This window comes from Abyssibius alkaniclasticus (assembly GCF_020447305.1).
GTDB lineage: Bacteria > Pseudomonadota > Alphaproteobacteria > Rhodobacterales > Rhodobacteraceae > Abyssibius > Abyssibius alkaniclasticus.
In genome coordinates, this window is the sequence record NZ_CP095732.1 from 2,228,941 (window position 1) to 2,241,377 (window position 12,437).

General features: G+C 60.9%; 13 protein-coding genes. 10 read left to right on the plus strand and 3 right to left on the minus strand.

The features are described from left to right. Positions 1 to 28 precede the first annotated feature (28 nt). The 10 genes from LGT41_RS11140 (at position 29) to LGT41_RS11185 (ending at position 8,575) form a co-directional block, all read left to right on the plus strand. Positions 29 to 727 carry an SDR family oxidoreductase gene (locus LGT41_RS11140; protein ID WP_274126959.1) on the plus strand — a complete coding sequence of 233 codons (699 nt, stop codon included), beginning with the start codon at positions 29 to 31 and terminating at the stop codon, positions 725 to 727. Next, a complete protein-coding gene (locus LGT41_RS11145; RefSeq protein WP_274126960.1) occupies positions 724 to 1,506 on the plus strand; it encodes an ABC transporter ATP-binding protein in 783 nt (260 codons plus the stop codon). Before LGT41_RS11140 ends, LGT41_RS11145 begins: the two co-directional genes overlap by 4 nt. Beyond that, complete coding sequence (locus LGT41_RS11150) at positions 1,499 to 2,368, plus strand: ABC transporter permease (RefSeq protein ID WP_274126961.1); 870 nt, start codon at positions 1,499 to 1,501, stop codon at positions 2,366 to 2,368. The genes LGT41_RS11145 and LGT41_RS11150 overlap by 8 nt, the downstream gene beginning before the upstream one ends. After that, the gene (locus LGT41_RS11155; RefSeq protein ID WP_420720184.1) at positions 2,365 to 3,204 is read left to right on the plus strand and encodes an ABC transporter permease; all 840 of its coding nucleotides are present in this window, start codon (positions 2,365 to 2,367) and stop codon (positions 3,202 to 3,204) included. Before LGT41_RS11150 ends, LGT41_RS11155 begins: the two co-directional genes overlap by 4 nt. A 25-nt stretch (positions 3,205 to 3,229) precedes the next feature. Further along, on the plus strand, positions 3,230 to 4,219 hold the full coding sequence (locus LGT41_RS11160; RefSeq protein WP_274129715.1) for an ABC transporter substrate-binding protein: 990 nt from the start codon (positions 3,230 to 3,232) through the stop codon (positions 4,217 to 4,219). A gap of 222 nt (positions 4,220 to 4,441) precedes the next feature. Continuing rightward, positions 4,442 to 5,758 (plus strand): NAD(P)-dependent oxidoreductase, encoded by a 1,317-nt coding sequence (locus LGT41_RS11165; RefSeq protein WP_274126962.1) that lies wholly within the window; start codon positions 4,442 to 4,444, stop codon positions 5,756 to 5,758. Then, a complete protein-coding gene (locus LGT41_RS11170) occupies positions 5,755 to 5,940 on the plus strand; it encodes a VOC family protein (RefSeq protein ID WP_274126964.1) in 186 nt (61 codons plus the stop codon). The genes LGT41_RS11165 and LGT41_RS11170 overlap by 4 nt, the downstream gene beginning before the upstream one ends. A gap of 1 nt (position 5,941) precedes the next feature. Next, on the plus strand, positions 5,942 to 6,325 hold the full coding sequence (locus tag LGT41_RS11175; protein ID WP_274126965.1) for a VOC family protein: 384 nt from the start codon (positions 5,942 to 5,944) through the stop codon (positions 6,323 to 6,325). Between the two features lie 31 nt (positions 6,326 to 6,356). After that, on the plus strand, positions 6,357 to 7,658 hold the full coding sequence (preA, locus tag LGT41_RS11180) for an NAD-dependent dihydropyrimidine dehydrogenase subunit PreA (protein WP_274126966.1): 1,302 nt from the start codon (positions 6,357 to 6,359) through the stop codon (positions 7,656 to 7,658). A 5-nt stretch (positions 7,659 to 7,663) separates the two neighbouring features. After that, positions 7,664 to 8,575 carry a DMT family transporter gene (locus tag LGT41_RS11185; RefSeq protein WP_274126967.1) on the plus strand — a complete coding sequence of 304 codons (912 nt, stop codon included), beginning with the start codon at positions 7,664 to 7,666 and terminating at the stop codon, positions 8,573 to 8,575. On the opposite strand, the gene LGT41_RS11190 is transcribed toward LGT41_RS11185, so the two are convergent. The 3 genes from LGT41_RS11190 to pdxR all read right to left on the minus strand — a co-directional run bounded on the left by LGT41_RS11190 (position 8,561) and on the right by pdxR (position 12,314). Then, on the minus strand, positions 8,561 to 9,181 hold the full coding sequence (locus LGT41_RS11190) for a TetR family transcriptional regulator C-terminal domain-containing protein (protein WP_274126968.1): 621 nt from the start codon (positions 9,179 to 9,181) through the stop codon (positions 8,561 to 8,563). The genes LGT41_RS11185 and LGT41_RS11190 overlap by 15 nt on opposite strands. Before the next feature lie 75 nt (positions 9,182 to 9,256). Continuing rightward, on the minus strand, positions 9,257 to 10,798 hold the full coding sequence (locus tag LGT41_RS11195; protein WP_274126969.1) for an alkaline phosphatase family protein: 1,542 nt from the start codon (positions 10,796 to 10,798) through the stop codon (positions 9,257 to 9,259). Further along, positions 10,791 to 12,314, minus strand: a complete 1,524-nt coding sequence (gene pdxR / locus LGT41_RS11200; RefSeq protein WP_274126970.1) for a MocR-like pyridoxine biosynthesis transcription factor PdxR — start codon at positions 12,312 to 12,314, stop codon at positions 10,791 to 10,793. Before pdxR ends, LGT41_RS11195 begins: the two co-directional genes overlap by 8 nt. Between the last annotated feature and the right edge of the window lie 123 nt (positions 12,315 to 12,437).

Below are 12,437 nucleotides of genomic sequence, written 5' to 3' on the forward strand. Positions count from 1 at the left end.
GCGAATTGCAACAGACTGGAAAGACAGAATGACAAAGACAGCAATTATAACCGCGGGCGGTAGCGGCATGGGCGCGGATGCGGCGCGGCGGTTGGCGGCCGAGGGCTATATGGTGGCGATTCTGTCCAGTTCGGGCAAGGGGGCGGCATTGGCTGAAGAGCTTGGCGGGGTGGGTGTGACCGGGTCCAACCAATCCAATGATGATCTGCGCCGCCTTGTCGATGTGACGATGGAAAAATGGGGCCGGGTTGATGCGCTGGTCAATTCCGCAGGCCACGGCCCCCGTGCGCCAGTTCTGGAGCTGAGCGACGATGACTGGCACACCGGCCTGGATGTGTATTTTCTGAATGTCGTGCGCCCAACCCGGCTGGTGGCACCGATCATGGTGGCGCAGGGCGGTGGTGCAATCGTCAATATCTCGACCTTTGCCGCCTTTGAGCCTGACCCGGTTTTCCCGACCTCCGGCGTGTTTCGTGCAGGTTTGGCGGCCTATACCAAGCTGTTTGCGGATAAATATGCGCCCGATAATGTGCGCATGAACAATGTGCTGCCCGGCTTTATTGATAGCCTGCCCGAGAAAGACGAGTTCCGGGTGCGCGTTCCGATGGGGCGCTATGGCAAAACCGGGGAAATATCGGCAACCGTGGCGTTTTTGCTGAGCGAGGGGGCCGGGTATATTACCGGGCAGAATCTGCGCGTTGATGGCGGGATTACGAGGTCTGTATGAGCGAGCATCCAGTTATTACCGCCGAAAAGCTCGGCCTGACGTTTGAAACAAATGATGGGCCGATCCATGCGCTCAAGGATGTGGACCTGACCATCAACAAGGGTGAGTTTGTCAGCTTTATCGGGCCTTCGGGCTGCGGGAAAACCACGTTTCTGCGGGTTGTGGCCGATCTGGAACAGGCCACGGCGGGGCAGGTGAGTGTTAATGGCATGACCCCGCGCGAAGCGCGTCTTTCGCGCGCCTATGGTTATGTGTTTCAGGCCGCGGGCCTGCTGCCCTGGCGCACGATTGGCGGCAATATCCGCCTGCCCTTGCAGGTTATGGGCATTCCCAAAGCCGACCATGCGGCGCGGGTAAAGCGCGTGCTGGAGCTGGTGGACCTTGGGAATTTCGAGAAGAAATTCCCCTGGCAGCTTTCCGGCGGGATGCAGCAGCGCGCCAGTATTGCCCGCGCGCTGGCCTTTGATGCCGATCTGTTGCTGATGGACGAGCCTTTCGGGGCGCTCGATGAAATTGTGCGCGACCATCTGAACGAGCAGCTTCTGGCGCTGTGGCGGCGCACCGAAAAGACCATTTGTTTCGTGACCCATTCCATCCCCGAGGCGGTGTATCTGTCCTCCAAAATCGTCGTCATGTCGCCGCGTCCGGGCCGGGTGACGGATATCATCGAGTCCACCTTGCCCGCCGAGCGCCCGCTCGAAATCCGCGATAGTGCCGAGTTTCTGGCCATTGCGGCGCGGGTGCGTGACGGGCTGCGCGCGGGGCATAGTTATGATTAAGGGCAAGCTGCTTCCCGTCCTCACCATCATCCTTGCAATCATCGCAATCTGGTATGCGATGACTGTGGTGCTGAATGCCAAATGGACCTATGACCAGGCCGCGCGTGCCGGGGTCGAGGTATCATTCTCTGAAATGGTGGCCGATACGATGGGCCAGGAGCGGCCCGTGCTGCCCGCCCCGCACCAGGTGGCGGCGGAGATTTGGAAAACCACGGCCGAGCAGAATGTCACCTCGCGGCGCAGCCTTGTTTACCACGGCTGGGTAACGCTGACCGCCACGCTGCTGGGCTTTGCCATTGGCACCGCGCTTGGGATCAGCATTGCCATTGGCATTGTCTATAGCCGGGTGATGGATGGCTCGGTCATGCCCTGGGTGATTGCCAGCCAGACCATTCCCATTCTGGCCATCGCGCCAATGGTGGTTGTGATGTTCAACTCGATGGGGGTGACGGGGCTGCTGCCCAAGGCGGTCATCTCGGCCTATCTGTCGTTCTTTCCGGTGACTGTTGGCATGGTCAAAGGGTTGCGCGCGCCCGAGGGGCATTTGCTGGACCTGATGAAAACCTACAATGCCAGCGGGCTTTCGGTTTTGTGGAAGCTAAGATTGCCGGCGTCCATGCCCTATCTGTTTGCCAGTCTCAAAATTGCAATGGCCGCCAGTCTGGTGGGCGCGATTGTGGGGGAAATGCCGACAGGGGCCAAGGCGGGCTTTGGCGCACGCCTGCTGGTCGGCAGCCAGTTTGGCCAGCCGCTGACGATATGGTCGGCGCTGATCGGGGCGGCGGTTTTGGCGGGGCTGCTCTTGGTGATCATCAGCATCATCCAGGGCCTGACGCTCAAACGCATGGGGATGGCGCAATGATCCAGTGGTTTATTCTTGCGCTCGCGGTTTGGGTTGTCGCCTTCATGGTGAATCTCTGGCTGGTGCAGCGCAACGATTTTCTGTCGCGCCTTGCCATGCCAATCACGCTTGGCGTGGCGCTGATCGTGCTGTGGGAAGGTATTGTGCTGGGCTTTGACGTATCCCCCATTGTGCTGCCCGCCCCAAGCAGCATTTGGGCGCGTTTCTGGGCCGAAACCCCCACGCTTTGGGCCGATTTCGTGCAAACCTTCGTCGGCGGCGCGCTGAGCGGCTATATCATGGGCTGCGGGGCCGGCTTTGTGGTGGCCGTGCTGGTGGATCGCTCGCCGTTTTTGCGCGCCGGGCTGCTGCCGGTGGGCAATTTCATTGCCGCATTGCCGATTATCGGCATCGCGCCGATTTTCGTGATGTGGTTTGGCTTTGGCTGGGAATCCAAGGCTGCCGTTGTGGTGGCGATGGTGTTCTTCCCCATGCTCATCAACACGGTGGCGGGGCTGCAATCGGCCGATGCGATGCAGCGCGACCTGATGCGCACCTATGCCGCCAGCTATCCGCAAACGCTGCTGAAACTGCGGCTGCCCTCGGCGGCGCCCTTTATCTTCAACGGGCTTAAAATCTGCACCACTTTGGCGCTGATCGGCGCTATTGTTGCAGAATTCTTTGGTTCGCCTATCGTGGGAATGGGTTTTCGCATTTCCACGGGGGCGGGCCGCCTGGAACTTGATATGGTCTGGGCAACGATTGTAGTCGCGGCGCTTGCCGGGTCTGCATTTTACGGCGTGGTTGCGCTATTTGAAAAGCGCGTCACATTCTGGCATCCAAGCCAACGGCGCTGAGACGCCGCAACACAGGGAGACGATGATGAAGAAGCTACTGATCGGAACCGCAATGGGCGCAATGGCGCTGCTGCCCCTTGCCGCAACTGCGCAGGAAGATGTGACCATTCAGCTTAAATGGGTCACGCAGGCGCAGTTTGCAGGCTATTACGTTGCGCTGGAAAACGGCTACTACGAAGAAGAGGGCCTGAATGTAACAATCAATGCCGGTGGCCCGGATATCGCCCCCGCGCAGGTGATCGCGGCTGGCGGTGCCGATGTGATCGTCGACTGGATGCCATCGGCTCTGGCCGCGCGTGAACGTGGCGTGCCGCTGGTGAACATCGCCCAGCCGTTCAAATCATCCGGCATGATGCTGACCTGCATGGCCGATAGCGGCGTGACCGGCCCTGAAGACTTTCCCGGCCGCACGCTTGGGGTGTGGTTCTTTGGCAACGAATATCCGTTCCTTGGCTGGATGGCCGCGCTTGGCATTCCCACCAATGGCGGGGCGGATGGTGTCGAGGTGCTGAAGCAGGGCTTCAACGTTGACCCGCTGCTGCAGGGCCAGGCCGATTGCATTTCGACCATGACCTATAACGAATACTGGCAGGTGATTGATGCCGGCATTACGCCCGAGCAGCTTGTGACCTTCAAATATGAAGACCAGGGCGTGGCCACGCTTGAAGACGGTCTTTATGTGATGGAAGACAACCTGAATGATCCGGCATTCGTTGACCGGATGGCACGCTTTGTGCGCGCCTCGATGCGCGGCTGGAAATGGGCTGAGGAAAACCCGGAAGATGCCGCCATGATCGTTCTGGAATATGACGAAACCGGTGCCCAGACCGAGGCGCACCAGATTCGCATGATGACCGAGGTTGCCAAGCTGACCGCGGGCAGCAACGGCACGCTTGATGTTGCCGATTACGACCGCACCGTTGCCACATTGCTTGGCACCGAGTCCGACCCGGTCATTACCCGTGCGCCGGAAGGTGCCTGGACCCATGCCGTGACCGATCTGGCCTTTCAATAACTGAACATGCGGGGCGCCTTCGGGCGCCCCGCTGCATTTGGCCCGGTATTGGCGTTGCACGCCTTATTTCCTTACTGTTTCACTCGTCTATTCGGTTGAAATTGGCCGATTTTACCAGTTGATAAAATTTCGAATCGCGCCTAGCATTTCCTGACCAAATGATCAGGAATTGGCCAAGCTCAAGAAGCCGGACCCGATCAAAGCCAGAGAGGACCAACAGGAATGGCCAGAATGCAACCGGGTATTGCCGCAGGACGACTGGGCGCCGAGGCGCTGTCAGAAAATTTTTCCGACCTGCATCCGCCACTGGATGCGCATGAGGCGCGGGTGGCGGCAGATCGGTGTTACTTCTGCCATGACGCGCCCTGCATGGTGGCCTGTCCGACCAGCATCGACATTCCGATGTTCATCCGCCAGATCGCGACGGGCACGCCCGAAGCCGCCGCGCGCACGATTTTTGACCAGAATATTCTGGGCGGCATGTGCGCCCGTGTCTGCCCGACCGAAACGCTCTGCGAAGAGGTTTGCGTGCGCGAGGTGGCCGAGGGCAAGCCGGTCATCATCGGCCAGTTGCAGCGTTATGCGACCGATGTGCTGATGGCCAAAGCCACGCACCCCTATACGCGCGCCGCCGCCACAGGCAAAACCGTGGCCGTGGTTGGCGCTGGCCCCGCCGGGCTGGCCGCCGCCCACCGTCTGGCCATGAAGGGCCATGATGTGGCGCTGTTTGATGCGCGCCAAAAGGGCGGGGGGCTGAATGAATTCGGCATCGCCTCGTATAAATCCACCAATGACTTTGCGCAGGCCGAGCTGGACTGGTTGCTGAAGATCGGCGGTATCACCCCGCATTACGGCAAGAAGCTGGGCGCAGGGCTGACGCTGGAAAGCCTGCAGGCCGAGTATGACGCGGTGTTCCTGAGCATCGGGCTGGCGGGGGTGAATGCGCTTGCCGTGCCGGGCCATGATCTGGACGGCGTGCAGGATGCGGTGGAATTCATCGCCACCTTGCGCCAGACAAAAGACCTGTCCACCCTGCCCATTGGCCGCCGTGTGGTGGTTATTGGCGGCGGGATGACGGCGATTGACGCCGCCGTGCAGGCCAAGCTGCTGGGGGCCGAGGATGTAACGCTCGCCTATCGCCGCACGCGCGAGGATATGGGCGCCAGCCGGTATGAGCAGGATCTGGCCGCCAGCCACGGTGTGAACCTGCTGTTCAACGCCGCCCCGCGCGCCATTACCGGCAGCAACAAGGTAGAGGCGATCGAGCTTGACCGCACCGATGCCAAGCTGAAGCCGACCGGCGAAGTGACCACGCTGGCCGCCGATCAGGTGTTCTGCGCCATCGGCCAGACCCTGCTGGGCGCGCCCGAAGGGCTGGAGATTGAACGCCGCAAAATCGTCACCGACACGCGCGGGCGCACCAGCCTTGCCGGAGTCTGGGCAGGTGGCGACTGCGCGCTTGGCGGCGAAGACCTGACTGTGACCGCCGTCGCCGAGGGGCGCGATGCGGCAGAAGACATCCACCGGGCCTTGTCATGATCAAAAACATCAGCTTTCAGCAGATTCCAGTGCGCGATCAGCATCGTGCGCTGGTCTTTTATGCCGGCAAGCTGGGCTTCAAGCGGCATACCGATGCGCCGTGGAAGCCGGGTGTGCGCTGGGCCATGCTGCGCGACAGCGAAGGCGATCTCATCCTTTTGGAAAGCATGAAGGCGGGCTGATATGGCGCATGTGATCGGACTTGGCGGCCTGTTTCTGCATTCACCCGACCCCGACGCGCTGCGCGCATGGTATCATCGGGTTTTGGGGTTGGAATTTGAAAACTGGGGCGGCGTGGCATTGCCCGCCACACGCGCGGCCGAACAGCCAGGCGCGGCATCAGTTTTCAGCCTGTTTGGCGGCGAAAGTGACAATGCGGCTGCTGCGGATAAGGGCTTTATGTTCAATCTGATGGTGGATGATCTGGTGGGTATTCTGGCACGCTGTGCTGAACAGGGCGTGCTGCCTGTCCATCGGGAAGACATGGACGGAATTGGGCTATTTGCCCATATAATAGACCCGGACGGGCGAAAAGTAGAACTTTGGGAACCTGTTGCGGCCAGCTGAACAGCGGCCCGGCAATAGCGGAGGTTAAGACATGGCAGATATTCGTGGAAATTTCGTTGGGATCAAATCACCCAACCCGTTCTGGCTGGCTTCGGCGCCGCCGACCGACAAGGAATATAACGTGCGCCGCGCCTTCGAGGCCGGCTGGGGCGGAGTGGTCTGGAAAACCCTTGGGGCCGAAGGGCCGCCCGTGGTCAATGTCAACGGCCCGCGCTATGGCGCGATCTGGGGGGCCGACCGCCGCCTGCTGGGGCTGAACAATATCGAGCTGATCACCGACCGCCCGCTTGAAGTGAACCTGCGCGAAATCAAGGCCGTGAAGCGCGACTACCCCGACCGTGCGATGGTCGTCTCCCTTATGGTGCCTTGCGAGGAAGAGGCATGGAAAGCAATTCTGCCACATGTTGAAGACGCCAATGCCGACGGGATCGAGCTGAATTTCGGCTGCCCGCATGGCATGGCCGAACGTGGCATGGGCTCTGCGGTGGGGCAGGTGCCGGAATATATCGAAATGGTCACGCGCTGGTGCAAGCAATATACGCGAATGCCGGTCATCGTGAAGCTTACGCCCAATATTACCGACATCCGCAAACCCGCCGAAGCCGCGCATCGTGGCGGGGCCGATGCGGTGAGCCTGATCAACACGATCAATTCCATCACCTCGGTGAATCTCGACAGTTTCGCCCCCGAGCCGACGATTGACGGCAAGGGCGCGCATGGCGGCTATTGCGGGCCTGCCGTGAAGCCGATTGCGCTGAACATGGTGGCCGAAATTGCCCGCAATGCCGAAACCGCCAACCTGCCGATTTCGGCCATTGGCGGCATAACCACATGGCGCGATGCGGCCGAGTTCATGGCGCTGGGGGCGGGCAATGTGCAGGTCTGCACCGCCGTCATGACCTATGGTTTTCGCATTGTCACCGAGATGATCTCGGGCCTTGGCCAGTGGATGGATGAAAAGGGCCATGCCAATCTGGATGCCATTATTGGCCGCGCCGTGCCGAACTGCTCTGACTGGAACAACCTGAACCTCAACTACATCACCAAGGCGCGGATCGATCAGGATGCCTGCATCAAATGCGGGCGCTGTTTTGCCGTGTGCGAGGATACCAGCCATCAGGCGATTACCATGTCGGCTGACCGGGTGTTCGAGGTGCAGGATGATGAATGCGTTGCGTGCAACCTGTGTGTAAATGTCTGTCCGGTCGAAGATTGCATCACGATGGAGCAGCTTGCCCCCGGCATGGTCGATGCGCGCACCGGCAAGGTGGTCGAGGCCGCGCATGGCGATTGGACGACCCATCCGAACAACCCCGCCGTTGCCGCAGAATAGCGCAAATGTTTGAGGGTGCGAATGCGGGGCACCTTGCGATGCTGGTCTTTGCGGCCATTGTCGCAGGCTCGTTCTCGCTTGGCGCACTGGCCGCCCCGCATATCGATCCGCTGGCGCTGAACGCGCCGCGTATGCTGTTGGCGGTGGCGGTGCTGGCGGCTCTGGCGCGGGCGCGCGGTGTGTTGCGCTCCGCCTATTTCGCCGCAGCCTGGCGATATCTGCTGATGGGCGGGCTGATGGCGGGCTATTTTGTGTCGATGTTCTGGGCCTTGCAGCGCACAACCGGCGTGGCCACAAGCGCGGTGTTCACCCTGACCCCGATTTTAAGCGCGATATTTGGCTGGTTCCTGCTGCGCCAGCGCGCCAGTCTGGCCATGCTCGCCGCAATGGGGCTTTCGGCGATCGGCGCTTTATGGGTGATATTTCGCGCCGATTGGGCCGCGTTTCTGGCCTTCGAGGTTGGCATTGGCGAAAAGGTGTTCTTCATCGGCTGTGCGGGCCATGCGCTTTATGCGGCGCTCGTCAAGAAGCTCAACCGTGGCGAGCCGCTGGTCACCTTTACGCTGGGTGTTCTGGCGGGCTGTGCGCTGGTGCTGCTTGTGCTGGGCCTGCCGGCCCTGCTGCGCACCGATTGGGCGGCTCTGCCGGCAATTGTCTGGGTCACGATCCTTTATACCTCGATCATGGCCTCGGCGCTGACCTTCTTTCTGGTGCAATTCGCAGCCATGCGCATCGGGGCGGGGCAGGTCATGGCCTATACCTATCTCATCCCCGGTTTTGTGCTGCTCTGGAACCTTGCGCTGGGGCTGGAGGCAGCACCGGGCGCGGTATGGCTTGGCGCGCTCATCGCCGCCAGCGGCATGGTGGCCCTGTTTGTGGCGGGCAATGCCTCGGCCAGGCGCCTAGCCGGGCTTTAAGCCGCCAAAGAACAACGATTCTATGCTTTGCGCGGCGGTTTTGAAGCGGTCCTTGTCATCGGCCCCCAGTATCACCGAAATCTGCGCATCAAAATCGGCGTAATGCTGCGTTGTGGCCCAGATTGCAAAGAACAAATGGCGCGGGTCGACGGGCTGCAATCGGCCTTGGGCGATCCAACCCTCGATCACCTTGCATTTCTCGTTCACCGCCTTGGCCGATTTTTCCAGCACATCGCCGATGACCGGCGCGCCGCGCAGCATTTCATTGGCGAACAGCCGCGATTCGCGCGGGTATTCGCGCGCCATTTCCAGTTTCAGGCGAATGTAACGGCGAATCTCGTCAAGCGGGTCGCCATCGGGGTTGAAACTGTGCAAGGGCGTCATCCACAGCGCAAGCGTGGCATCCAGCACCGTGCGGTAAATTTCTTCCTTGGAACTGTAGTAATAAAGCAGGTTGGGCTTGGACATGCCCGCCGCCTGGGCGATTTGCTCGATCGTTGCGCCACGAAACCCGTCGGTGGAAAACACATCCAGCGCGGCCTGAAAAATTTTCTTGGCATTGGCACGTTGAATGCGCGTGCGGGCGGGGCGCGGGTTTTGCTCCATCGGGCTCACTTCTTGATCGTTTCCCTATGAAAACAGGATTTTGACCAAATGGTCAAACCGAAAATTGCACCATGCCTAGCCTGGTCCGACCACGCCTTTGCCGGTTATCTTGCGCCCCGAATGGCTGGCATAGGCATGGCGCATCCGGTGGTCGAGCATTTTGCGCGCCAGGCGCAGCAGCTCGGGTGCGAAAGCCGGGTCGGGGGCAAGGTTGTGCAATTCCTCCGGATCGGCCTGCAAATCATACAGCAAGGGCGGCAGGCCCGCGTTGAAATGCACATACTTGAAGCGGCGCTCGCGGATCACGGCAAGGTTGCATTCGGCCAAAGGCAGGCCAAGCGCCGCTTGCGCGATGGTCGGTTCACCAGGCTCACCGAAATCAAGCTCGTAAAAGACATGGTCGCGCCAGTCTTCGGGCGGGACATCGCCCAGATGCCCAAGCAGGCTGCGCCCGTTCATGGCGGCGGGCGGGGTGGCGCCAAGCCAGCTTAGAATGGTCGGGGTAATGTCAACCGCCTCGGTAAACGCGGCGAGCTTGCGGCCAAAACTGGCAGGCCGGTCGGGGTCGCGGATGAACAGCGGCACATGAAAAGCGGGCTCGAACAGCGTTTGTTTGCCCCAAAGGTAATGGTCGCCCAGCATTTCACCATGATCGGCCGTAACCACCAGCAAGGTATTGTCGAGCTGGCCAGAGTCACGCAAATAGCTCATGATCCGCCCGAAATGATGGTCAACCTCGGCCGCCAGCCCCATATAGATGGCGCGCAGCGCCCGGGCATCTTCCGCGCTATCCACCGAAATGCGGCCGCCCAGCCCGAAGATGACGTTGTTCAGATGCGATGCACCGACCGTCGCCTCAAGATAGGGGTGCGCCGCTGCTTCAAGCTGGCGCTTTGCCGCACGGTTTGGCGGCGGCATATCGGCTGGGGCGCAGAGCGTGTTATAGGGCGCGGGCGCGCAAAGCGGCGGGTGCGGGCGGATGAAGGTTGCATGGGCAAACCAGCTTTCATCCTCGCGCACGGCCAGCGATTTGAGCAGCGCATTGGTCAGGAAGGCGGTGTCGCTGTCTTCGGCGGCATAAAAGGCGGGGCTGTTGACCTCGATCTTGCCGCCCGCGTCCGGCACGCCCTGAAAGAACGGCGCAAAGCCCTGGGGCAGAGCGTAGCCCTTGGCCTTCAGATCGGCCTTCCATTCATAGCTTTGCTCCAGCCGCATTTCGACCATTTCGCGAAAGCCGGGCATCAGCCCTTCGTAGGTTTTCAGGTCGGGGTCATTCAGGTGCATTGTTTCGGGGTCGTGGCTGGTATCGGTATAGCCATAGAGCCGCGGCTCTATCCCCAGCTTGCGAAGTTCGCGCGGCAGGGTCGGATGCCAAGCCGCCAAAGGCGTGCCGTTGCGCACCGAGCGGTGGTTGAAGGCATATTGCCCCGTCAGCAGGCTGGCACGGGCCGGCCCGCAGGGGTTGACCACGCTGAAATGGTTGGAAAATACCGCCGAGTCCTGTGCCAGCGCGCGCAGGTTCGGCAGCGGCACCGCATTGGCCAGAGCGCCGAAAATGCAATCGGCGCGCAATTGGTCGAACACAATGAAAAGCACGTTCTTCTGGGGTTCAGGCACGGTGGCTGCGTCCTTTCCGTTCGGCTTCCATCGCCTCTATCGTGCTGGCGATGCTTTGCATTCCATTGGCGATCATGGTTTCGTTGCAACAGCTAAACCCCAAAATCATCCGGTTGTCACTGGCGGGCATCGCGCGGTAGCGGTTGACCGATACAAGCCTGACCTGCCGTTCGGCCAGACGCCGCTCCAGTGCATTCGGGTCGAGCAAACTGTCGAGCCGCCCGACGGTGTGAAAGCCGGTTGTCACCGGGCGCAGGTCGATCTTGCCGGCCAGTTGCCTTGCGCCGTGGTCAAGCAAAAGCGCGGCCCGATGCGCATAAAGCTGGCGCATATTGCGGATATGGGCGGCATAATGCCCTTCGGAAATAAACGCCGCCACAACCGCCTGTGGCAGCACGGGCAGGCCCTGAATGCAGGCCGACATGGTCAGCCGAAACACATCGACCAGCGCATCGGGCACCACGACAAAGCCAAGCCGCAGGCTGGGGAACAGGGTTTTGGCGAAAGAGCCGATATAGATGACCGAACCATCGGCATCGATGCTGGCAAGGCTGGGTTGCAGCACGCCGGAATAGCGCAGCTCGCCATCGTAATCATCCTCCAGAATCCAGGCGCCCGCCGCCTTGGCATAGGCCAAAAGCTCCAACCGCCGCCGCAACGACATGATCACGCTGGTCGGGTGCTGGTGGCTGGGGGTGACAAGCACCAGCCGTGCATCGGGGGCCGCTGCGCGCGCGCGGGCCACATCCAGCCCCTCGGCATCAATCGGCACGGGAATGGTGCAAAGCCCCTGGCTTTTAAGCGCATTGCGCGGGCCAATGCCGCCGGGGTCTTCAAACACAGCCATATCGCCGGGATCGGCCAGCACCATTGCGCAGAGCTGCACGGCCATTTGCGCGCCGTTCACAATGAAAATGCGGCCTGGATCGGCATTCAGCCCGCGCCCAAGCCGCAAATGCTGGGCAATGGCGGCGCGCAGCGGCGCATGGCCTTCGGCGGGGCCATAAACCATATGCGCCGTATCGGAGTTGCGCAAAAACCGCGATGTAAGCCGCGACCATAGCCGCGTGGGAAACGCATCGAGCGCGGGCACGGCGGTGGTGAAGGCGCGCACAAGATTTGGCCGCATCTCGTAGGCCAGCGCCATGATATCGCGCCCGCGGGCCGAAAGCCGGGGCAGGGGCGTGTTTTGGCCCTTGCCGGCCTCGGGCTTGCGCCGCTGCGGGCCGCGGTCTTGCAGCAGTTTGATGTCGGATGACACATAACTGCCATCGCCGGTGCGCGATGTCACGAAACCTTCAAACACCAGCGTTTCCATTGCCTGCACAACCGATGAGCGCGCAACGCCCATATCATGCGCCAGCGCCCGGCTCGAAGGCAGGCGCTGTCCGGCAGCCAGAACGCGGCTGAGAATCATCTCGCGAATTTCCGTGGCGATCTGCACGGGAATCGGAATATCGGTGCCGCGATCCACCAGGATCGTGCTTAGCAATGCCCCCTGCGTGGTTTTTGCCATTGTCCATACCCGTTGATATGTGCGTTTTGCCTAGTGATGCAGCAGTCTGCGCACAAAAAACAGCCAAAAGCATTGGCCTGTCGTTTTTTTTATTAATGGACCTTTTGCGCAATCCATTTACGC